Genomic DNA, 22,555 nt, shown 5'->3' on the forward strand with positions numbered 1-22,555 from the left:
ATGGTTGTACCGCCGCCTCGGATATCGGTGCAGGTGGCGAGAGAAGCTTCCCCTTGATCGTGGACACCTGGAGACTGGGATCTTGAGATTCCAGAGGAAGTAGCACCAGGTGGGAAGCAAGTACACGAAGCGGTACACCGAGGAGTTCAAGCGAGACGCGATCGCGCTCGTCGACTCCTCAGGGAAGACGGTCACTGCGGTCGCCCGAAAACTCGGCATCAGCTCGGAGTCTTTGCGCGGCTGGTACCGCCGGGCCCAGGCCGACCAGGGCGCAGGCTGAAGGAGGCCGGACCCGCCGGGGCGTCCCGGATCCGCGCCAAGATGGCCCACGCCGTCGAGCTCGCCGCGGTCCTGGGCAGCGACCGGGTCGACCAGGCCCTCGGGCTGGCGGCTGCGGCCGGGCGCTTCGCCGAGGATGACCTGGTCTCCATCCTGGAGCACATCGCGGCCAGCAAGCCCGTCGGCCAGGTCGTCCGCGCGGACGAAGCCCACTCCGTCCAGAACGGCAACATCGCCTGGCAGGCCCTGGGCCGGCAGCAGACAGCGGCTGGGGAGTCGATGGCCGACTGACCCGCAGTCAGTCGCCGATGAACCACAGATACAGGTGCAGCCCGCGCTCGACGACCTGGCACAGCTCGCGGGCCTGCCCGACCCAGTCACCGCCCAAGTCGGCAGGAAGCCGGTCGAGTTCCGACAGCAGCAGCGGCACCTGCCGCTGGTTGAAGACCGCATCCCCATACGGCGTCAGGGCCCAGAGCATCGGGAACTCCGCCGAATCCAGATCCGCGAAGCCGGCCGTCCACTCCACACCGGCTTTGGCGCGAGCCACGACGTTCCCGCTGTCACCACGCACCGCCATATTGATCATCCGCCGAGCCTATCGGCGCCCACCGCAACCCACGAAGGAATTACCGGCCGTGACGTTTCCACAGGCCCCGGCCTTACCCGAGGAACTCGACAAGCTGATGCGCCGAATGCGCCTGCGCTACATGCGCAAGGCTGCACCCGACGTCCTGGCCACTGCCCGGGCCCAGAGGTGGGATCCCGCCGAGGTCCTGCGGCTGCTGATCTCCGAGGAGGTCACCGGCCGCGACGCGGCCACCCGGCGCCTTCGCCGCCACTCGGCGAATTTCCCCACCGGCAAAACCCTCGCATCCTGGCGGGCCGAGGACTCCACCATCCCTTGCGCCTCGCCGGGCCCGGCCCCGGCGAGGCGGGCCGCAGGCGCCTCGACCCAGTCGTACGACGCGCCCCTCGCCTCCCAGACTCCGAGCAGCACACGCGCGCGCACGTCTCCGCTTCACCGTTGCCGTGCTACTCGGGAAGCGACTCCTCCCCGAGTCCGTCACCGCGCCGCCTGACCACAGGGATGGGCTCCGTCATCGCGCGTCGGATGGCGCGGCGCTGGGCTGCCGTTGTGGCCCCCCAGACGCCGTCGTCCTCTCCATGATCGAGCGCCCAGGTACGGCACGCGATGATGACCGGACAACGGCGGCATATCGCTCGGGCCAGGGCGGCCTCTGTCCCTGGAACAGCCAGGTCGGAGAGAGGAAAGAAGAGGTCGGGATCTTCTCCGACGCACGATGCTTGATCGCGCCAGTCGGAAACCGCCGGGCGTCCACTGGACGAACAGGTCATGACGCACCTCTCCATGACCTCGGGCGGCCAGGCGGAACGGCTGCGGCACGGCACAACAGAGTGCCGCAGTCCCGGCAGAGGTTCGTGGCATTTTATGCCGAATCACCGCTTTCGCGGTAGCCCGTCGGCGCGCCATCTATGACCGGACCGCGGGCGAGACCCGGCTTGGCGGAGACAGCCGTGCGGCCCCGGCAGGCGACTGGGCTGGGACGGCGCAGGGGGCGCACGACGAGCAGCAACTCGGCGCGGGCGGCCGGACGCATGAACCCGCTCCCCCTCCCAGCCATGCACGGGGCGTGAACCGGGTGAACGATCATCGTGTGATGGATACGGGTATGTGGCCGGTGCTTCCGGACGTGGAACGGGATCAGTGGGACTACCTCCCCGGGCGCACCCTGGGGCCGCTGCGTATGGACATGCATCAGGAAGAGGTCATAGCGGCCCTGGCCGCCGATGGCTTCACCACCCGGTCTGACGGATACGGCCCAGGGTGGAACCCCGTGCGCTTCGCCAAGGAGGACGCTCCCACGAGCCAGGCACCGGTGGAGTGCTACTTCCATGCGGACCGAGAGTTGGCCTATGTCCTTGTCGACGGACGCCTCGGCCCTCAGGTGGCCTGCGAGGGGATCCGGCTCATCGGCCGTGTGCCCTCGCAGCTCGCGCAGGAAATGGAAGCTCACGCCCTCAAATACGACACCGGCCTGCGGTTCAGTCCCACTGGCGACCTCTTCTGCGACGGCTTCCAACTTGAAATCGGCGCCCAGCGCGCCGGCGACAACGTCGTGTCCTGGGCCCTGTTCTTCGTCGCGGGAGATGACCACTCCGTCGCGCGTGACGCCGCACCCGAAGCGGTCTGGCACCGCTGGTAGACGGCACCTCGCACACGTCGCCACGCCAAACGCCTTCATAGGGGCGGAGTGGGTGGATGACGAGCGCCGTCGGGGCGGGCCGGTCCGGTAATGCCGTCCCCCTCGGGGCCGCAATGTGAACTGCCGGACAGGGCTCCGGTACCTCGTGCGACGCCGGCCGAGGGGCGGACGGCGTCGCACGGCCGATGGCGCACTACCGCTTCGGGCACTCCTTCCACGCCAGGTGGTAGATCGTGCTGATGTCTCCGTCGGTGGAGTCCATCGTCATGAAGCTGACCTTGCCGGGGTTCGCGCTGCCCGCGTTCACCCTGAGCTCGGTGTTGATGTTGAAGTTGCGCAGGACACCGCAGGGCGCCCATACCAGTTGGGCCCAGTCGGTGCTGTCGGTGACCTGCCAGTCGTCGTTGTAGGCCCCGCCGAAGGGGTGGGTTCTTGGCACGGTGCTCGAGGAGCCCTGGAAGTAGTACGAGGCCTTCTGCGTGGCGGTCGCGCCGGGCTGGAGCGAGAGGAAGCCCCGGTAGTCCGCCCGGGCGACGGCGTAGGTGAAGCCCTGCGGGACATGGACCACCAGGTTGAGCTGGCAGTTCTTGCGGAAGGCCGTGGGGTCGGAGTTGCCGCCGGCCTGGGCGAGGTAGTCGCTGTACGTCACCGTGAAGGCGGTGTTGTCCGGCGACACCGCCACGGCGGCCGTACCGGCCGGACAGCCGGAGCCGTTCACCGTCGCCACATCGATGACGATCTTGTCCGGAGGCGGGTCGTCGAACACGGAGGACGGGTTCTGGGCGGGTAGCGCGGTGGTGAGGAGAGCGGCTACGGCGCCGCTCAGGAGGAATCCACCAGCCATGGTTTCTCCCGGTCGAGTGGGTGGGGTTCAGACTCCGACCCTCCGTTCAAATTCGAAGAAACCGTGTGAAACCTGTGAAGGAGGGGGGCGAGGGAATCGTAGGAAGCCCCGCCCCGGCCCGACAGGGTCAACTCGAGCCATTCACACCGGGCTGTTCACGGGCCCCGGCAGACGCACCGTCAGGGAATCTAGGGGACCCGGCCTTCCTGGACGGCTCCTCGCGAGTTCGGGGGCTCCCTGCTGCCGACTGGGGAGTGTGCCGTGATCCAACCACCTCGGAGATCATTTCGTCAGGAGTTCTTGGTCGACACAGGCTGTGCCCCACCGGACGCGCCGAGGGCTCGGACCGCCTGGGCGGCCCAGGCGGCGTCGAGCGGGGCGTGCCCGACGAGGAGGCGGTACCACATGCCGCCGAACAGCAGGTCGCATGCCGTCTCCACGTCCGTCGCCTCGGGCAGCAGCCCCACGCCTCGGGCCTTGGCGAGCACGTCCGTCAGCGCGCGGCGGCGCGGCAGGATGAAGCGCTCGCGCCACAGGACGGCGAATTCGGTGTCGACCTGAGCCTGCGCCATCAGGGCTCGCAGCAGGTCGGCCGTGCCGTCGGGCCGGCCGACGGTGGCGAACAGGGTGGCGAGGAAGCCGACCGGATCCGGGCCCCGCTCGCCGGCGTCGTCGGCGCGCACCTCGGTTTCCGCGCGCTCCAGCAGCGCATCGAGCAGGACGGCCCATTTCGAGGGCCACCACCGATACATGGTCTGTTTGCCCACCCCCGCCCGCTCGGCGATGCGGTTCACCGTCAGGCCGGGTAGATCCTCGGCGGCCAGGTCCAGCGCGGCCTCCAGCACGGCCTGCCGCGCCAGCGCGTTGCGCGTGCGTCCCGTGTGCGGCCGCGACGGGGTCTGCTTGTGATCGTCGTGGTTCATGGGCTCATCCTACTTTGACGAAACCGGCAGTACCGGCAATACTCAAAGACGAGACCCGCAGTACCGACAAATGGAGATCACTGCCATGACCCTCAAGGACACCCGCGTCGTCGTCGTAGGCGGCACCTCCGGCATCGGCCGGGAAACCGCCCTGCTCCTGGCCGAGCACGGCGCCCAGGTCACCGCGACCGGGCGGTCGGCCGACAAGCTGGCGGCACTGGCCGCCGACGCGCCCGCCCTGAGCACCGGCGCCGTGGACTCCACCGACCGCACCGCGCTGAACGGCTTCTTCGCCGCCCACGGTCCCCTCGACCACCTCGTCGTCTGCGCCAGCGGCGGCGAAGGCGGCGGCCCCTTCGCCTCCCTCGACCTGGACGCCGTCCGCCGCGCCTTCGAGGCCAAGACCTTCGCCCAACTGCAGACCGTCCAGGCCGCCCTCCCGCACCTGACCGCAACAGGCTCCATCACGATGGTGACCGCCGTCTCGGCACTGGCAGCCATGCCCGGCACCACCGGACTGGCCGCGGTCAACGGCGCCCTGGAGGCGGCCGTCCGCCCGCTCGCCGCCGAACTGGCACCCGTGCGCGTCAACGCCGTCAGCCCTGGCGTCATCGACACCCCCTGGTGGCACTCCCTGCCCGCCCAGGAACGCGAAGCGGTGTTCGCCGCGACAGCGGGCAACCTGCCCGCCGGGCGGATCGGCCGCCCCGAAGAAGTCGCCGCCGCCATCGCCGCACTCCTGGACAACGGGTTCATCACCGGCCACATCCTCCCGGCCGACGGCGGAGCGCATCTTGCCCGCTGACCGCCCCGCACACCGCCGGCCGGCACCCCGCACCCCTCCAGCGGGGTGCCGGCCGGCACCCCCGTCTCCTCTCCTCAAGGAGTCCGCCATGGCACCGCGCCGCCACCCCACTCCCGCTCTGTGGGCACTGGCGCTGGGGTACTTCTCCTTCGGCACCACGTCCCTCGCCACCGTGGCCCTCAGCGCACCCATCGGCTCCACCCTGCACGCACCCCCCAGCCGGATGGGCCTGCTGGTCAGCGCCTTCGCCCTTGCCTTCGCCGTCACCGCCCCCCTGGCACCCATGCTGCTCGGCCGAATACCGCGCCGCGCACTGCTCGTGACCGGACTCCTTGTCATGATCGCGGGGGGTGCGGCGTCCGCCCTGGCCCCCAGCTACGCCGTCCTGACCGCGGGACGCGTCCTCGCTGCACTGGGAGGCGCGGTCTTCGTCCCCGCCGCCTCCTCCACCGGCTCGGCGATCGTGCCGCAGGAACGGCGCACCCGGGCCCTGGCCACCGTCTTCGCGGGCATGACCGCCGCCACCGTCCTGGGGGTGCCTCTGTGCGCGCTCGCGGGTGACGCCGTCGGCTGGCGGCCCACCCTGGCGAGCGTCGCCGCACTGCCTCTGCTCGCCCTCGCCGCCGTCTCACTCACGCTGCCGCCCGTACGGGCGGACGCCCCCGCCACCCGGGCGGCGATGCGCGCCACGATCACCGCGCGGGGCGTGCCCTCCGCGATCGGCACCACGCTGGCCTTCATGGGCGCCCAGTTCACCCTCTACAGCGTCGTCGGCGACTACCTCACCGACCGCTTCCACACCTCAGCCCACGGTGTCGCCGCCGCCCTCCTCGTCTTCGGCCTGGCCGGCATCGCGGGCAACGCCCTTGCCCCCCGCGTCCACGAACGCATCGGCGGACCCGCAACCGTAACCACCGCCTTGGCCGCTCTCGCCGCAACCTTCACCGCCTTCCTGATCATCCCCACCCACCTGCCCTGGGTAGTGGTCCTGTTCGGTGTGTGGGGGGCAGCGAGCCAACTGTTCATGGCGCCCCAGCAAGCCCGCCTGGTCGCTCTGACGCCCCACCACCGCACCATGGTCCTGGCTCTGAACGCCTCAGCCCTCTACATCGGCATCAGCGCCGGTTCCCTGCTCGGCAGCGCGGTGCTCGCGATGGCCGGCGCAGCCGCGCTCCCCGCCGCCACCCTCATCCCCCTCGCCGCCGCAACCCTCACCCACCACCGCTCCACCCACACCACACGCAGCACACCGCCGGTCAGGCAAGGACGGCAAGACCACGGCGAACACCCCGCGCCCGCGGACAGGCAGCACTGAGAGGGCGTTAAGTCCGTTTCTGAAGCGGCCGCGTCCGGGGTGTTCAAGGAGCCCCTGGCGGACGAGTGGTCCCAGTCGGGAGCGGGTGACGTTGATCGAGGGCTCGTCGGTGGGCAGGCCCGGGTGTTCGTGTAGACCACGGACGCGGAACACCTGCCCGGGGTGGTCGTCGAACGCAGTCACGATGCGTTGGTAGACGGTCGCGGTGGCGGACTCCGAGAGGGCCCTTCCGTGGTCGGGTGGCGTGAGGCCGTCGATGACCTTGCGGGTGGCGGTGGATTCGGCCAGGCGGGCTTCGGTCTCGGCGAGGGTGGTGGTGAGCCGCTCGATCTGCTCGCGCAGGTGGTCGACTCGTGCAACGGTGTCATCGTGTTCGGTCTGCAGCAGCCGCAGGAGTTCGCCGACGTTCACGCGGCCAGTTCCACGTCGTCCCGCCAGGTGGGGGAAGGTGGTGAGGCGGCGGAGCATGCCGGCGGTGGAGGCCCAGTAGTCGCGGGATGCCGCGTTGTCGGGTCGGTGGTCGTAGTCGCGGGCGAGGCGCCGGTGCAGCATGAGGGTGCCGTTGACCTGCTCGACCACCCACCGCTTCGGCTGCGGGACGAAGCCCTTGCCTTCGTCGCCGGGGTTGCGGCGGACCACCTCGACGGTGATGCCCTTCACTGCCCCGTGGATGATCACGGCGTCCTTGACGCCCTGGTCGACCAGGGCTTTCTCCAGGCACATCCCGCATCGCTCGGATGCCTGGTCCAGCAGGGCAATGCCGGCCTCGTGTCGTGCGCGCTCGCGGCGAGGACCATCACACCGATGACCAGGCCCCACACGTCGACGGCCAGTCCCCGCTTCCTGCCGGGCGTCTTCTTGTTCACGTCCGGCCCCGTCGTCTTTTTCGGTACCCCGGCCGCCACGCGCACGTACTGGGTATCGATGATCACCAGGGACGGGTCCTCTGATCGTCCGGATCTCTCCCGCACCTGGCAGCGCAGGATCTCCTGGATCCGCTGGCCAAGGCCGTCCTGGCGCCACAGGCTGAAGTAGTAGAACACCGCCGACCAGGCCGGGAGGTCATGCGGCAGAAGCCGCCACTGACAGCCCGTCCGATTCTGGTAGAGCAACGCGTTCACGACCTCGCGCAGATCGCAGGAGCCCGCGTCCCCGGTCGCCGACCGCGCCACCCGCTCCTGCTTCCACGCGGTGACCAGCGGCTCGATCAACGCCCACTGCTCGTCGGACAAGTCGGTTGCTTACGGCATCCCTCCACGCCCGCGACCCCTCATGCACACGACATGGCGTGCGGACAGAACCGTCCCATCACCCACGAACGGGCGACACCACATCACCAGGAACGGGACTCGACGCCCTCTGAGGACCTTCGGGACGGTCGACTTCGCGGTGCTCGGTCTGCCCGACGCCCGGCAGCGAGCGGCAGGGTCACTCGGTCATCGCCATGCCGCAGTTCAGAGGCCGACCATCAGCTCCCGATGCGAAACCGGTTCCCAGACCTCGCCGGCGCCTGAGGCAGGGAGCGGTCCGGCAATCGTGGAATCGCGGGAAAACACGTGGGAGGAGTTCGCTCCCCTGCTGCGGTTCGACACGGACCGAGGAACGCGGGCGTAGCGCGGCGGGCGCTCGCGGGTTCCACGGGCGCCGGTCAGGCGGCGCGGACGCGCACGCCGCTCGCCATCAGTCGGGGTCAGCAGTCTTCAGCCGGCGTAGGGGCCACGGACGATGCTTTTGCCGGAGTGATCGGGCTTGCCGTTGTAGGGCTGGATGGAAACGTCGACGACCGAGTACTCGCTCAGGTCGATGTTCTCCGGCACCGGAAGCGAGGCATGTCCGTCGGGGTTGAGGACGCCCATGGAGACAAGCTTGGTGTGGGAGCGGTTCATGAGCCACACCTCGAAGTAGCCCGACGTGGAGGGAAGTCCCTTGACCTGAATGGCCAGGCTGCGGTGCGTCTGCGTACCGCGCAGACTGGCATAGCCCGTGGATGCGGCCCGCAGAGAGTCCAGCCGTCTGGCGTTGACGGCTGCTGCCGTGCTGTCACTGCGGGTCGCCCACCAGGTGACCGTGCTACCTGCCGCAGCACCGAGCAGCGCCGCGCACGCGGCCAGGACGACACTGAAGCGCGCCGGCCGACGAACCCGCCGCCAACGCGTTGCTCCCGGTGTGAGCGCGCTGGGCTCGGCAGGCGGCTGGGCGCGTTCAGGTTCACCAGCGATGATGGCGTTCAGTTCTTCGTCGAGGGCGGCAGGGAATGGGTCGGCAGGCGCCTCGATGAGGGAGAGCTCGGCCGCGATGTCAGTCCACAACTGCGCTGGAGGCTGGAGCAGGTCGGCCTCGTCAGGGTCCGGTGCCTGAGCTGTCGTGACCACGCGGCGGAGGGATTCGAGTTCCCTCTGGCATGCCGGGCAAGTCTGGAGGTGGAGGTCGTCGCTGGTCGTGGGCAGCTCTCCGAGCGCCATCAAGACCAGCGTCTCCTCGTCAGCGTGCTTCACTGTCCACCTCCAGTCGATGCTTCAAGCGCATCATCCCGCGCCGTGTATGACTTTTGACCGTCCCCAGCGGCATACCCGTCCGCTCGGCGATCTGCGACTGACTCAAGTCCTCGTAGAAAGCCAGTCTGAGCACCGTCTGTTGGGGTGCAGGCAACTGATCGAGTTCATCCATGACCACGATATGGTCGACGACCGCATCCGCCGTCGCGGTCCGGTGCCCCCCGCTGTCGGGAACGGTGAACGCGGCGACAGCCTGCTGGTCCCGTATATGCCGCGACCGCCGCTCAAGCGCATCAATGATCTTCTTGTGCGTTATGCCCACCAACCACGTCTTGAGCGAGCCGCGATCACGGTTGAAGTTCTTACGGCCCCTCCAGGCACCGACGAACACCTGCTGCGTAACATCCCTGGCCTCTTCCGGATCACCGAGCTTGCGGGAAGCGATGGTGAAGAGCAGCGCTCCCCAGCGCCGGTAGGCCTCGTTCAGACATGCCTCGTCCCCGTCGGCGAAGCCGTCGGCTAGCAGGTCGTCGGACAAAGGTGTGGTCACCGTAGCCACTGTAGCCGCCAGGACCTGGGATCCGGTCCAGAGGGTCGTCATCGGTTCACCGGTTCTGCGGTGACGACCAGATTGTTCTGATAGCCGCCCTCGCTGGCGACATACGGGCCGGTACACGTGATCACCGTCAGCACCGCCGGCCCCTGCACACGAAATGCACCGGCCGCATCCACGGCGTCCTTCGCCACCGTTCGGCGGGAGACCACCCGAAAGTCGACGGGGCGGCCCGCGGAACGTGTCACCCGGACGATGTCGCCGCGGCGGACATTGTTCAACGCGGCGAGCACGCCCAGTCCGCGCCCCTTCGAATCGACATGCCCGACGACCACTGACGATCCCGACGACGCGCCCGGCGCCGGTGAGAAGCGGTACCAGCCCACCCGCTTTGGATCGGCGGGCACCTCGACCTGTCCCGCCTTCGTCACCCCCACCGCGTCTATCGAAGCCTTCACTTCCAGCCGGGGTATCGACAGCGAAAGCGGGACGGAAGGTTCGGCAGCCCTGCCAGACGGTTCAACAACGGGCGGATTCGATGACGCCGAACGCGGTCTCGGCTCCGATGGACCGCTGTTGTGCGGTGCTGCGCCGAAGTCCGAGACACTCCTCGCATCTGCCATGCGCGTCCCAACCGCCCACGCCCCTGCAGCTGCAAGCCCTGCGAGCGCCAGCGAAAGCGCCCCCCACAGGGCACGCCTGGACCAGGGGCTGCTCATGAAACACCTTCACTTTCAGAATCGGAGGCGATTGTGCTGGTGCGTCGCGAGCCGCCGGCCAGTACCCGACCCGGCATCGCGGTCCAGAACGCCGGCCGGGTATCGGCGACCGTGCTCGCTCACAGCCGGGGTGCCACCTGCGGGCGGCGGCACCCCGGACAGGCCGGGTCTGCTGACAAACGCGTTCGGCTCAGCGGCTGACGCGCAGCCTGCGGATCAGCAGGACGGCCGCGATCGCGGAGGTGCCTCCCAGGGTGAGGGCGCCCAACGGGACGGTCTCGTTGTGCGACACCGCCTGCCCGCTGCCGCCTGCCGGAACGCCGCCTGGAGCCGAGTGCAAACCGGTCAGCGTCTGCGTCTTCAGCGCGAGGCTCTTGTCCTTGGCGCTTCCCCACGCGTAGACGACCGTGTTCGACCCCTCGGCCAGGCTGAGGTTCGCAGGACCGATGGCCACGGTGTCGGTGCCGGCCAGAGTCACATCGGCGGAGATGGTTCCGGCCGGTACCTCACGCTTGGCTTCCTTGGGGTTGACGAGGTCCTTGAGCACAGGCTTCTTGCCCGCGCGCACATCAACCGCCGGCGCGGCGGCAACGTGCCGAACCGTCAGCCGGGCCTTGCCCGCAGGGACCTTGGAGACGTCGTTGACGAAGGCATCCAGGACCGGTTTGCCGTCCTCAGCCAGATGCGCGACCAGTGTGGCGTTCGCGCCCGCCGGGACGTCCACCGTCTTCTCGATGGCCGGTACCCCCTTCGGGCCGTCACCGTCCTTGAAGATCTTGATGTCGTAGGAGCCGGCATCCAGCTTCATCGGATCGGTGAGCGTGCCCGGCTTGAAGTCGGGGATCAGCTCCTTGCCACCCGCGTACACATCTACCGTGAGCCCGGGCACGGCATGCAGGACCGACACCGTGGCCTGCCCCCCGTCTGCCTGCGGGCCGGCAATGGCGGCCCCGCCCCCGACCACGGACAGAGCGACGACGATCCCTGCGGTAAGAGCGGCACCCGTAACGCGAACGCCCATGACGGCCTTCCCTTCGAACAGCAACCAGCGGATGAGTCGAGGACGCATTCCGCCACCCACCCCACATCGGTTGCAGCGTCTCCGACGATCCAGAAAACGAGGGGAGACCGGGCAGCAGCCCGTCGAGCGTGAGCGGGTCAGCGTCACCAGTCTGTTCATGCCGCACCGCACGACGAGGCCAGAGGCACCTCAGCCCGCGGCAGGAAGCGGTGAACGCCGTCTGCCACCTGGTGCGGGTCCTTCGATTAATCAGGCGGGCGCCGTTTGCTCCACTCGGAAGTGCATCCACTGCGACATCAGTGGCGGAACACGTCCCCGACATCCGCTTCGCCGGGTACCGCTGACCTCAGGAGTTAACTGCCATGACCCGCACCGTACTTGCCACCGCTGCGTCTGCCGTCGCGGCATTGGTGATCGCCGCTCCCACCGCCTCGGCTGCCCCCCACACCGTGCACGTCAAGAGCGGCCACACCTCGGTGACGGTGGCTCCGGCAATCGCCAAGGCGCTGCTGTCCAACGGAATCGCCCCCATCGTCACCCGCCCCGGCAAGCCCGGCCTGACCACCGTCGGGGGCAAGCCCACCCTGAAGGCCACGTACCCGATCACCGGCGGCCAGCTGACCACCACGCCCCTCGGTGGAAAGATCAAGCACAGCGGCGGGCTGAAGTTCACCAACGTCTTCAACGGCCGCTCTCTCGAGGTCAAGAACTTCACTGTCGACCTCACCAAGGGCCGGCTGACCGGCCTCGTCGCCGGCACCACAACCCGCGTGCCCGTCTTCAAGCTCGACCTGTCAACCGCCCACGTCAAGCTCGGCAAGCACAAGGCCGACGCCACCAACGTCACCCTCAAGCTCACCAAGGAAGCAGCCGGCGCCCTCAACACCACCCTCAAGACCAAGGTCTTCAGCACGGGCCTGACCATCGGAACCGCCGACACCCACCCCACTTTCTGATCCACACCACACACCAGCAGGCGGTGCCCCATCCGCGGCACCGCCTGCGTCACCTCTACGCAGACGGCCCGTCACCGGAAAGACGGTCACCGGCCTGAAGAATCCTGACCGACAGCCAACTGCGCGATGGCGTGCACTGGGCGCTGCGCCGCTTCGCCCAGGAGCAGCCGCCGGCCTGTCAGGTCGACAGCTTCACTGCGCTGATCCGCCGTGGGGTTCGCATCACTGGCCGTTCCCGACCAGCTGCCCTGCGTCCGACGCCCGCGCGGGAGAGCCCCTTCGCCCTCTCCCGTCCGGCGGGAGGGGCGGGACTATCGGCCGCCGGCGGCCTTCCGCGGTCGGTGCTGGCCGAGCGCTGGCCGGATGAACGCCGATGACGAGCAGCTGGTGCATGGCCGCGTGTACTGCCCCGATCACGACGAGCCATCCCGGGCCGCTGCCGGATCAAACGTACGCCGCGTTGATCCGCGGGCCGCTGGACGGGCTGCTGCTCGACCGATCACACGCATCGATGAGGAATTCGAGCCCCGCTCCCTGCCCGACCCCAACAGTATTGAGTTGGCGGTGTTCGGTTGATGGTGGACCAGAATGCGAGAACGCTGACGGTCCCCGGACCCGCGCCCTCAATCGAACGGCACCGTCACCCTCCGCGACAACTCTCCGAGATCTGTGCCAGAACCCGATTTTGAGCAGCGGTTGTTCAGCAGATCGGACAGCACCGTGAGAGTGAGGGAATCGAGCGACACCGACGCCTGTGCCGTCATGGCTCGCCGCCAGCAGCCAACAGCCGGGCAGATGGCTGATGTCAGGCAACCTGCTTCTGCAGGTTCAGGTCGAGTGCGATGTGCGGGGCAAGTGCCTGCAGAAAGTCCGGGGCGTCGAAGATCTCGCCGGCGGAGGCAACCCCGATGGTCTTGGTCCGGCCGGTCAGGACGCGATCGAGGGCCTCGGCGACAAGGGGCGCGGTGACGGCGTAGATGTCCCGGCCGCCGGCCGTGGCCCGGCGTTCGGCTCGGCCCGAGCGCACGACGACGTCGACGAGGAAGGTCTGGTCCGAACGCCCGCTCTTGTCGGCGGCGGTCGGGGCCTGCGTATGGAGGGCGGCGACGTCGCGGGCCGCCTCAACGCTCATGTAGCTGGTCACGTCGAGGATGGACAGGTGCTGGGGGACGGTGACGACGTCCGCCATCGTGAACTCTCCGATCACCGGCCGGGGCCCCACCGGATCCGGGAAGTCCCACTCCAAGTTGGGTGCGTCGTCGGTGCGGTGCTCCCACTGTCCGCCGCTGTAGCGCAGGCGGTTGGCGCCGCGCCGTTCGCGGGAGACCGCGCCCGAGAGCCGGGTGCCGGCGGTGGGGTGCCAGCTGCTGAGCGCGTAGGCGATGTGGGCCTCGTCGGCTTCGGTCCAGTCGCCCATCGCCGCCGTGGCCAGCAGGTCGCCGAGACCGCCGAAGAAGGCCATGGCCGGGACGATCACCGCTCCAGCGTCCCGGGCCCGCTCGCGGTAGTGGGCGAAGGTGTCGAGGTTCGCCTCGAGCTCGGCGGCCACATCCAGGTATGGGATTCCCGCGCACAGCGCGGCCTCGATCACGGGGCCCGTGGTCGAGGCGAAGGGGCCGGCGCAGTTGACGACAGCCGCCGTTCCCGCCAGGGCCCGGTCCAGCAAGGCCGGGTCCTCGACCGACGCGACCCGGGCCTGAAGCCCGTGTTCGTCGGCCAGGTCCTCCAAGGCCTGCGCGTTGCGCCCGGACGGCACAGGGACGAATCCACGCGCGGCCAGCTCCGTCACCACGAACCGCCCAGTGTGACCGTACGCGCCGAACACCGCCACCAGCTGACCTGACCCCATGACACCCTCTCGTCCTCGAACGACCGCTGCGATGCCGGTCGGCAGCGGCCTGACACCCACATCCTGTCCGTCGGCAGCACCCCGTACGAGTGTCGGAAACGACATGCCACGTACAGTTTCGGACATGCCTGGTATCGCGCTGGCCGTCACCGACGGCATGCTCCACTACGAGCTGTCCGTGGCCGTCGAGGTCTTCGGAGCCGACCTGACCCACATCGTGGACCCCTGGTACGACTTCTCCCTCTGCGGGACCGGTCCGGTGCGCGTCGACCGCTTCCGCCTGGAACCCGACCACGGACTCGACCACCTCGCGCACGCGGACACGGTGATCGTCCCCGGCTGGGCCGACACCGACCGCGAGGTGCCCGTCGAACTGGTCGAGGCCGTGCGTGCGGCCCACTCGGCCGGTGCCCGCGTGGCCTCACTGTGCACGGGCGCCTTCGTCCTGGGCGCGGCAGGACTGCTCGACGGCAGGCGCGCCACCACACACTGGGCCCACACCCGCAAACTCGCCCGGCGCCACCCGGACGCCACCGTCGATCCAGACGTTCTCTACGTCGACAACGGCGACGTCCTCACCTCCGCAGGCAAGGCCGCCGCCATGGACCTGTGCCTGCACCTGGTACGCCTCGACCACGGCGCGGCCATCGCCAACAAGATCGCTCGACGCCTCGTGGTCCCGCCACACCGCGACGGCGGCCAGGCCCAGTTCATTGCAACGCCTGTCCCCTCCCCGGGCAACCACCCCCTGGGCGAGCTCTTCCCCTGGGCGCTGGAGCGACTGGACCAACCGCTCACCGTAGAGGATCTGGCCCGCCAAGCCCGCATGAGCTCACGCCACCTCAGCCGCCACTTCAAGCACCTCACCGGCACTACACCACTGCAATGGCTGCACACCCAGCGCATCCGCCACGCCCAAGAACTGCTGGAAACCACCGACGCCACCGTGGACACCATCGCCGTGGCCACAGGCATGGGCACCGCCACCACCCTGCGCCGCCACTTCCACCGCAGCGTCGGCGTCCCACCCGACACCTACCGCCGCACTTTCCGCCCCTAGTGGAGGCCGCCGCACGCAGCGAGCTGGGCAGGGTGGTCGGGTTCGCCGGCCGCACCGATGCGCCGCAGGTCCTCGCCGACCGACTCGCCCGACGACTGTCCGACCAGATGCGGCTGGCCCGGCCGATCAAGGACCCGGTGGGCTGGCTGACCGGCATCGGTCTGCCGCAGCGTCAGCAGTGCGGCGACGTACGGTGCGACGACCGGATGCTGCTCGACTCCGGACAGGACTGCCCGCGGTGCGCGGAGAAGCAGGCCGACCGCCGGGACCAGCGCCGCGCGGTCGCGACCGCCGTCGACACCGCGATGCGCGGCGCCTCGGAGGCGGAACGTCAGGCGGCCACCGCCAAGCAACTGCACCAGAACGTGACGGCCAAGGCGTGGGCGAAGGCGCACGAGTGGGACCAGGTCCGCGCCCGGCAGGCCGCCACAGCTCAAGCTCGTGCCGAAGCCGCGGCCGCGCAGCCCAAGGCGGAGGTCCCGGCCGCGCCGGTGGCCCCGGTCGTGTTCCCCGCACCCCGTCCGACCACCGCCACCCCGGCCCCGGAGGTCCCGGACGTCGACGACGACCAGGAACTGGTCCTCGAGGACCTGACCCGCGAGCAGGTGCTCGACTGGCGCACCCGCGCCGCGCACGACCATCACGCGCCCGGGCCGAACGGCCCAGTGCGACGCTCGGAAGGCGTGGACCCACAAGGGCGCTCTCGGCGAACACGCCGTCAGCGGCCCACCGCCTTCAGCAGCGCCAGCACCTCCCACTCCGACGGCGCGTACCCGCAACTCCACGATGGCCCCGTCGGACGACCGGAGTACCGAGAGGCGTGCGCGTTGGTCGAGTGCGCGTCATTTCCAGGAGCAGGTCGAGATCTTCTTGTAGCCCACGTACAGCATCCCCTTCGGGCTGATGCTGACCGTCTGACCGGTGTCCCACGAGGCGCCGACCGTGTTGCTCGCCCACAGCGCCCGGCCGCTGCTGTTGTAGACGACGAAGTTTCCGTCGCTCTGGTAGGCGGCCTTGTATCCGCCGGGGTTCGTGCCGGCCGCCCAGCAGACGTGGCCGTTCGTCGCCTTCAGGACGAGGTTTCCGTCCGGCTGCATGATCAGTTCCACGGCCCAGCCGGTAATGTCCATGTGCAGATAATCGCCCCTGTACATCGTCGTACCCCGGGAGATTGCGGAGCCGCGGTTGGCTGCGTCGGCCGAGGGTGCGACTGCCGCAAGCGACGACGTGGCGATCGCCGCGACGAGGGTCAACCGAAGAGCGCGCTTCATGGGAGTTCCTTTCTCACTGTCTGTCGATCTCTGGGAAACCTGCTGTGCATTGCTCTATTTGCTGGGTGGCGCTTCTCCACCGGCGTTGCGGACGTGAGCCGTCCTGTGGTTCACGCCGGCCGGCCGCGGGGCGGCAGACCTCCGGCATCCGCCCTCGACGCGGCTTCACCCTGCGCATGGCGGGCTGTCCGTCGGCTTGTCCTGCGCGCTCGCTGTCCGTTGCGCGCGCCGCCCGGCCCTCGCGCCGGCCTCCTGCCGGCTGTGGGGCTCCTCCGCACCGGGCGGCACCGGCTACTGGCAGGTGGGATCGGAGAGCGCCGAGACGGTGCGGGGCGGATGCCCCGGCGGCTGATCAAGCCGACTGCTGACCACGCAGAGGCGGCAGTCGTGACGAGCGAGGGTGGTCGGCAGGTCGAACCGGTCACCGGTGCCCGGCCGGCCGCTGCAAGCAGCATCGAAGGCCCAAGGCAGAGCAGACGTGTCATGACGCGCATCCATCCACCTCCCCGACGCGTCCAGCAGGACCTGCTGCAGCCATCCCCCCGGCACGGGCCGGACTCGCGGTTCACTCGATCGAGCCGCCGGCCACCAGGCTGCGCCAATCCGGCATGCCGCCGCGACGTTCCGTGCCATGATTCGAACAGGTTCGAAGGGACGGGGCGGGAAGCCAACGGGACCGGACGGTCGGGAGGTTCGTTGATCGAGCTCACCGTGGACGCCGCAGGGCTCGCCCGTTCCCGCTTCGCCGTCTCGCCGTTGCACGAGGTCGTCGCGACCCTGCTGCCCTGGGGCACACGCCCGGCCCCCGACGCCGTCCCATGGGTGGCCCGCGCCAGACGCGTGCTGCGCCGGGCCCAGCTGCCCTTACTGTGCGAACTCGTCCTGGAGACGGGCGGGTACGTCCCCGACTTCCTCAGCCCCCATCCCGTCCAGCCCTCCCCCAGCGTCGAGGAGGAACTGCAGCGGGTCCGCCGCACCCCGCCCGAGCGTGTGCTGGGCGAACTACGAGCACTACGCGACGGGCGGCCGCGCAACGGCCTACCTGGCTCCGAGCTGCCGCCCGGAGTGCGGCGGGCCATGGCACGGGGCGGTGCACACGTCGCCCGGCAGGCCGCGGACGAGATGCGGCGCTACTGGGAACTGGCATTCGCCCCGCACTGGGACGCAGCCAAGCACGCCCTCGACGCAGAAGTCGACCGATGCGCCGGCGTGCTGGCCCGACACGGCGCGGCCACACTCTTCAACTCCCTGCATCCACACATCCGATGGGCCGACGGCACCCTACACGTCGAAAGCCGGTTCCAGATCGCACTGCCCGTGCCCCAGGTGATCGTCGTGCCCTCCCTCGTCGCGTCCCGACCAGCCGTCGCCGCGGACCCCACACGTGACGGCACCAGACCCCCGATGCTCGTCCACCCCGTCCGCGAGAAGACCATCACCGACAGCATCACCCCGACAGCACCCACCACCCAGACGGCCCAGCTACTCGGCCCCACCCGCGCAGCTCTCCTCGCCGCTCTCACACAACCAGCCACCACCGCACAACTCGCAGCGGGCCACTACCTCAGCCCCGCCACCGTCTCCTACCATCTCGGCGTACTCCACCGAGCCGGCCTCATCACCCGCACCCGAACCGGCCGAACAGTCCTCTACCGCCAGACACCCCACGCAGTCCGACTCACACAGAGCCGGTAGACGCCACCGAACCGACGTCACCCCCCGCTCACCGCGGGACCGAGGGTGTCCGGCACCACGACCGTCGCCGGCGGCTTTCGAGCCGGCGAGCCCGCCCGAGTGCTCCGCGATCCGGATCGAACTCCCGACCGCAGGCGAGATCGGTGAAGCCCAGCGCCTCGCACATGTGAGGGGGGCGGAAGCCAGGTGGCGGTACGTCAGACGGCGGTGCGCCGGCTCATCCGTCCCAGACGGCGACGGCGGACGTGGGTGCGAGGGTCGATGGCGTCGGTGAGGTGGTCCCCGGACGTCGCCATCGAGGCCTCGGGGGCACGTGGCCAGGTGACCCGACTGGTGCCCGTCCCTGCGTAGTGGTCCTGGCCCTGCGTAGTGATCCTGGCACTGCCCGGCCCCGCGCCGGCGCTCGGCAGCCGCAGGGGTGGAACGATCCTGCGTGCAGCAGTCCGGACAGCGGTCCGTACGGGCGGTGGAGACCGCCTCCACAGGCATTGAGCATGGACCACAGCCATGTCCTTGCCTCCGGGCGGCGGTGGACGCACGCGGAGATGGCCGCCGCCCTGCCCACACTCCACAGCGGCGCCGAAAACAGCACCCCCCATCACCGCAGAGCACTTCAAGGGCACAGTCCTCGCCCCCGGGGTCATCCACCTCGCCCACGAACGAAGCCAGGCAGGTCTGGACGACAGGCAGCCGGAGCGGCCCGTACAAGGCCGGCACGCGCGGAGCCGTGGACGATTCCTGGCACGCCGCCGCCCCAGGCGGGTTGAGGCGCTGGGGCGGCGGCTTCTGCGGACTGACCGGTGTCAGTGGGTCACGGCAGGAGCGGGAAGAGGACCAGGCTCAGGGGTGCCGTGGCCGAGGAGGCGTTGTAGCAGGGGGTGCCCGTGAAGGAAGCCGTGTAGCTGGTGGCGGTGATCACGGTGCTGGGCACGGTGAGTTGGGGCGGTGCGAGGGTGGCGACGCCGGAGGCGTCCGTCGTCGCGGTGCCCAGCAGGATGGGCCCTCCGACCGCGTTGGCGCGGAAGGTGACGGTCTGCCCGGCGACGGGGGCGCCGCCGGTGGTCTTGAGTGTGGCGCTCATCGCGGGGATGACGAAGGAGCCGTTGACCCGCAGCCGGATCTGCGCCGGGCCTGCGGTCAGGACGGTGTTCACCGCGTTGACGGTGACGGGGAGTGTTCCGGTCGCGCCGGTGAAGCAGGTGTTGCCGCTGTAGGTGGCGGTCACCGTGCCGGACTGAAGCGCGGTGGTCGTGATGCAGGCCTTCCCCGTGGAGTCGAGAGTGGCGGTCTGGTTCAGCCCGCCGGGCCCGGTGAACGTCACCGTGCCACCGGGGACCGCGGTACTCGGGGCGACGGCGGAGACCTGCGCGCAGACGGTGACCGACTGCCCGCACACCGACGGGTTCGGCGTCGCCGTCACCGCCACGGTCGAAGACGCCGCGTTGACGGTGACGGGGAGTGTTCCGGTCGCGCCGGTGAAGCAGGTGTTGCCGCTGTAGGTGGCGGTCACCGTGCCGGACTGAAGCGCGGTGGTCGTGATGCAGGCCTTCCCCGTGGAGTCGAGAGTGGCGGTCTGGTTCAGCCCGCCGGGCCCGGTGAACGTCACCGTGCCACCGGGGACCGCGGTACTCGGGGCGACGGCGGAGACCTGCGCGCAGACGGTGACCGACTGCCCGCACACCGACGTGTTCGGCGTCGCCGTCACCGCCACGGTCGAAGACGCCGCGTTGACGGTGACCGCCGAGGACGCGGTCGAGGTGGTGAAACAGCCGTCGCCGCTGTAGGCGGCGGTCACCGCACCCGACTGCAGCGAGCGGGTCGTGACGCAGCTGCGGCCGTTGGCGTCGAGGGCCGCGGTTTGGCTGAAGCCGCCGGGGCCGGAGAAGGTGACGGTGCCGGTGGGTGTTCCCGAGCCCGGTGCGACCGCCGCGACCTGCGCGCAGACGGTGACCGCTTGCCCGCACACCGACGGGGTGGGCGAGACCAGCAGAGAGGTGGTGGACGATGCCTTGTTCACCGTCACCGTGCCGCTGCCGGACGAGCCGTTGAAGCAGGAGTCGCCGTTGTAGGTGGCGGTGACCGTCGTCGATGCGTGGAAGGCGGTGGCCAGACACGCTCGGCCCGTGGCGTCGACGTTGACCGTCACGCTCAGGCTGCCGGTGGTGAAGGTGACCGTGCCGGTGGGAGTGCCGGCTCCGGGAGGAACCGCCGCCAGCTGGGCGCAGACCGTGACGAGCTGGCCGCACACCGAGGGCGAGGGGCTCACCGTGACGGCGGTGGTGGTCGCCGCCTTGTTCACCGTCACGGGGACGGCGGTGGTTTTGGCGGTGAAGCAGCCGTCACCGTTGTAGGTGGCGGTGATACTGCCGGTCTGGAGCGGGGCGGTGATGCAGGCCTTGCCGGTGCTGTCGAGGGTGGCGGTCTGGTTCAGGCCGCCGGGTCCGATGAACGTGACGGTTCCGGTGGGCGTGCCCGAGCTCGGCGGGGCGGCCGAGACGGTCGCGCACACGGTGACCGGCTGCCCACACACCGAGGGGTCGGGAACGACGTTCACCTGGACGCGCGGGGAAGCGGGGTTCACCGTCGCCGAGGTCGCGTTGCTGCTCCCGCCGAAGCAGGCGTCACCGTTGTAGACCGCGGTGACGGTTCCTGATTTCAGCGTGCTGGTGGTGGCGCAGGCCTTGCCGTTGGCGTCGACGGGGACCGTCTGGCTGAGACCGCCGGGGCCGGTGAAGGTGACCGTCCCTGTCGGGGTGCCCGAGCCGGGAGCGAGAGCTGTGACGGTCGCGCACACGGTGACTGCCTGGCCGCAGACCGAGGGGCTGGGCGAGAGGGAAAGGGCAAGCGCGCTCTGGGCCTGGTTGACCGTCACCGGGGCGGAACCGGAGGAGACGTCGAAGCACCCGTCACCGCTGTACTGGGCGCTGACCGTGCCGGTGGTGAGGGAACTGGTGGTGAGGCAGGCGTTTCCGTTGGCGTCGACGGGGACCGTCTGGTTGAGGCCGCCGGGGCCGGTGAAGGTCACGGTGCCGGTCGGAATGCCCGACGCGCCGCTCCCTGCCGTCACCGCCGCGCACACGGTGACTGCTTGGCCGCACACCGAGGGGCTGGGGTTCACCGTCACGCCCGTCTGGGACGGAGCCAGGGTGACGCTCTGGTTGACCAGGTTGGAGCTGGACGGGCTGAAGTCCGTGTCGCCGCTGTAGCTGGCGATGGCCTGATGGGTGCCGATGGTCAGGCCGCTTTCCGTGACCTGGGCCTGTCCGGTCACGTCCAGGGGGGCGGTCAGCGACGGGCCGTCCGCACTGACCACGAAAGTGACCGTTCCGGTGGGGACCCCGGCGGCTGGTGGTACCGGGTTCACCTGCGCGGTGAAGGTAACCGTCCCGTTGCAGAACGACGGGTTGGGTGTGCTGGTGAGGGTGGTGGTCGTCGGCGCCGGCTCGACGGTCACGGCCACTTCGTCGGCCGCGGTGCCTTCGTCACCGCTGTAGACCGCGCCGACGATGTGGTCACCGGCGGGCATCTCGGTGCTGAGGGAGGCGAATCCGTCCGTGTCCACGGGGACGCTGGCCAGGACGGATTCGTCCAGGAGGAAGTTGACGGCGCCGGTGGGGACCCGGTCGAGCCGAGCGGCCTTCTCGGCGGCCACCCGGACCTGGGCGGTGAGCGTGACCCGCTGACGGGCGACCGGACGGGCCGGTTCCACCGTAAGAGCGACAACAGCGGTCATGGCATGGCTCCTTGCTGAGTTCGGCTGATGCCTCGTCCTCCGGGCCCGGCTGGGAGCGCGGGCAGGAGGCGGACAGGGAGTCACCGGTTCGTGCCGATCTCGTCGCTGGAATCAGTTGCCGGTGAGACAAGCGGCGCGCCGGTCGATGTCAGCAGTAGGCGACGACTCGCCGCCAGCCAGCCAGACGGGTGACGTCAGAAGCACCTGAACGGCCGAGCGCGAGGCCGCTGGTACACACGGATGCATGTGTCGACCATGCGCTACGGCGCGAGCGGTCAAAGAGGACAATTGCCCATAAATGTTCGCATCAGCCTACGGATGGCGCCGCGGGCAGGCCGCCAACAGTTCTCCTCTGAAAGCGAGGTGACGGCAGGTCACTCCTCGGGAAAATCGGTGGAGCGCCGCGTACGCCCGTGCCGTACCACCGTCTTCCGCCCTCGGCCGTCGCGCTGACCAGAACGAGCCGCCGTGCTGGTCGGAGCCAGACGGAATGCGGTTGCCTCCGGCATACGCACGTCCGGCGAGCACACCCCACGCCGGGAGCCTCGGGATGCCTTCGCTGCGCCTACCACCGCGGCAGGCGGTCACCGGCACCCTTCAGCGGTGGCCAATCGGGTATTCGAATGCGCCGGTAACGCAGCAGCTCTCTGAGGAGTCAATTGTGCGCCCCCGCAGTACATTCACGGCGCATGGCCTGCCGAATACACCGATGCATACCAAGGAGCTGCCGCTGGCGACTCGATCGCCGAACGAGCAGCAGGCACTCACGGGGTATTCCCGTACGGTGAATCATCCCTACGATGGCCCGT

General features: G+C 69.6%; 20 protein-coding genes and 1 pseudogene. 8 read left to right on the forward strand and 13 right to left on the reverse strand.

From position 1 onward, the window contains the following. Positions 1-109 precede the first annotated feature (109 nt). Positions 110-280, forward strand: a complete 171-nt coding sequence (locus ACWCV3_RS15295; protein ID WP_451223286.1) for a transposase — start codon at positions 110-112, stop codon at positions 278-280. 41 nt (positions 281-321) lie between these two features. Beyond that, entirely contained in the window at positions 322-570 is a 249-nt protein-coding gene (locus tag ACWCV3_RS15300) for a hypothetical protein (protein ID WP_451223288.1), read from the forward strand. A 7-nt stretch (positions 571-577) separates the two neighbouring features. Here ACWCV3_RS15300 and ACWCV3_RS15305 read toward each other — a convergent pair whose 3' ends face one another. Both ACWCV3_RS15305 and ACWCV3_RS15310 read right to left on the reverse strand, forming a co-directional pair. Further along, positions 578-868, reverse strand: coding sequence for a hypothetical protein (locus tag ACWCV3_RS15305; protein ID WP_451223290.1), 291 nt, complete (start codon positions 866-868; stop codon positions 578-580). 446 nt (positions 869-1,314) lie between these two features. Then, positions 1,315-1,653, reverse strand: coding sequence for a WhiB family transcriptional regulator (locus tag ACWCV3_RS15310; RefSeq protein ID WP_451223292.1), 339 nt, complete (start codon positions 1,651-1,653; stop codon positions 1,315-1,317). 281 nt (positions 1,654-1,934) lie between these two features. On the opposite strand from ACWCV3_RS15310, the gene ACWCV3_RS15315 reads away from it, so the two are divergent. Beyond that, positions 1,935-2,507, forward strand: coding sequence for a hypothetical protein (locus ACWCV3_RS15315; RefSeq protein WP_451223294.1), 573 nt, complete (start codon positions 1,935-1,937; stop codon positions 2,505-2,507). Between the two features lie 193 nt (positions 2,508-2,700). Here the strand turns inward: ACWCV3_RS15315 and ACWCV3_RS15320 are convergent, their stop codons facing one another. Further along, entirely contained in the window at positions 2,701-3,351 is a 651-nt protein-coding gene (locus ACWCV3_RS15320; RefSeq protein WP_451223296.1) for a DUF4360 domain-containing protein, read from the reverse strand. A gap of 290 nt (positions 3,352-3,641) precedes the next feature. After that, entirely contained in the window at positions 3,642-4,274 is a 633-nt protein-coding gene (locus ACWCV3_RS15325) for a TetR/AcrR family transcriptional regulator (RefSeq protein ID WP_451223298.1), read from the reverse strand. An 85-nt stretch (positions 4,275-4,359) separates the two neighbouring features. Between ACWCV3_RS15325 and ACWCV3_RS15330 the strand changes: the two genes are divergently transcribed. Next, the gene (locus ACWCV3_RS15330) at positions 4,360-5,079 is read left to right on the forward strand and encodes an SDR family oxidoreductase (RefSeq protein WP_451223300.1); all 720 of its coding nucleotides are present in this window, start codon (positions 4,360-4,362) and stop codon (positions 5,077-5,079) included. 88 nt (positions 5,080-5,167) lie between these two features. Beyond that, positions 5,168-6,394, forward strand: coding sequence for an MFS transporter (locus ACWCV3_RS15335; RefSeq protein WP_451223302.1), 1,227 nt, complete (start codon positions 5,168-5,170; stop codon positions 6,392-6,394). Between the two features lie 407 nt (positions 6,395-6,801). On the opposite strand, the pseudogene ACWCV3_RS15340 reads toward ACWCV3_RS15335, so the two are convergent. The 5 genes and pseudogenes from ACWCV3_RS15340 to ACWCV3_RS15360 all read right to left on the reverse strand — a co-directional run bounded on the left by ACWCV3_RS15340 (position 6,802) and on the right by ACWCV3_RS15360 (position 11,182). Next, positions 6,802-7,626, reverse strand: a pseudogene (locus ACWCV3_RS15340) (IS5 family transposase). Positions 7,627-8,094: 468 nt separating this feature from the next. Then, entirely contained in the window at positions 8,095-8,889 is a 795-nt protein-coding gene (locus ACWCV3_RS15345) for an anti-sigma factor domain-containing protein (RefSeq protein WP_451223304.1), read from the reverse strand. Further along, on the reverse strand, positions 8,876-9,439 hold the full coding sequence (locus ACWCV3_RS15350) for an RNA polymerase sigma factor (protein WP_451223306.1): 564 nt from the start codon (positions 9,437-9,439) through the stop codon (positions 8,876-8,878). Before ACWCV3_RS15350 ends, ACWCV3_RS15345 begins: the two co-directional genes overlap by 14 nt. A gap of 47 nt (positions 9,440-9,486) precedes the next feature. Then, entirely contained in the window at positions 9,487-9,879 is a 393-nt protein-coding gene (locus tag ACWCV3_RS15355) for a class F sortase (protein WP_451223308.1), read from the reverse strand. A 472-nt stretch (positions 9,880-10,351) separates the two neighbouring features. Then, a complete protein-coding gene (locus ACWCV3_RS15360; protein WP_451223524.1) occupies positions 10,352-11,182 on the reverse strand; it encodes a DUF4397 domain-containing protein in 831 nt (276 codons plus the stop codon). 362 nt (positions 11,183-11,544) lie between these two features. Here ACWCV3_RS15360 and ACWCV3_RS15365 point away from each other — a divergent pair, with 362 nt between their 5' ends. Next, a complete protein-coding gene (locus tag ACWCV3_RS15365; protein ID WP_451223310.1) occupies positions 11,545-12,138 on the forward strand; it encodes a hypothetical protein in 594 nt (197 codons plus the stop codon). Between the two features lie 805 nt (positions 12,139-12,943). Here ACWCV3_RS15365 and ACWCV3_RS15370 read toward each other — a convergent pair. Next, a complete protein-coding gene (locus ACWCV3_RS15370; RefSeq protein ID WP_451223526.1) occupies positions 12,944-13,987 on the reverse strand; it encodes a saccharopine dehydrogenase family protein in 1,044 nt (347 codons plus the stop codon). 124 nt (positions 13,988-14,111) lie between these two features. Between ACWCV3_RS15370 and ACWCV3_RS15375 the strand changes: the two genes are divergently transcribed. After that, the gene (locus tag ACWCV3_RS15375) at positions 14,112-15,047 is read left to right on the forward strand and encodes a helix-turn-helix domain-containing protein (protein WP_451223312.1); all 936 of its coding nucleotides are present in this window, start codon (positions 14,112-14,114) and stop codon (positions 15,045-15,047) included. Here the strand turns inward: ACWCV3_RS15375 and ACWCV3_RS15380 are convergent. Then, complete coding sequence (locus ACWCV3_RS15380) at positions 15,044-15,691, reverse strand: hypothetical protein (RefSeq protein ID WP_451223314.1); 648 nt, start codon at positions 15,689-15,691, stop codon at positions 15,044-15,046. The genes ACWCV3_RS15375 and ACWCV3_RS15380 overlap by 4 nt on opposite strands. A gap of 198 nt (positions 15,692-15,889) precedes the next feature. Next, positions 15,890-16,318, reverse strand: coding sequence for a hypothetical protein (locus tag ACWCV3_RS15385; protein ID WP_451223316.1), 429 nt, complete (start codon positions 16,316-16,318; stop codon positions 15,890-15,892). Between the two features lie 696 nt (positions 16,319-17,014). On the opposite strand from ACWCV3_RS15385, the gene ACWCV3_RS15390 reads away from it, so the two are divergent. Further along, positions 17,015-18,013, forward strand: coding sequence for an ArsR/SmtB family transcription factor (locus ACWCV3_RS15390; protein ID WP_451223318.1), 999 nt, complete (start codon positions 17,015-17,017; stop codon positions 18,011-18,013). Between the two features lie 811 nt (positions 18,014-18,824). Here ACWCV3_RS15390 and ACWCV3_RS15395 read toward each other — a convergent pair. Further along, positions 18,825-21,746 (reverse strand): beta strand repeat-containing protein, encoded by a 2,922-nt coding sequence (locus ACWCV3_RS15395; RefSeq protein ID WP_451223320.1) that lies wholly within the window; start codon positions 21,744-21,746, stop codon positions 18,825-18,827. Between the last annotated feature and the right edge of the window lie 809 nt (positions 21,747-22,555).

The sequence above is a fragment of the Streptomyces sp. NPDC001781 genome (assembly GCF_053596035.1).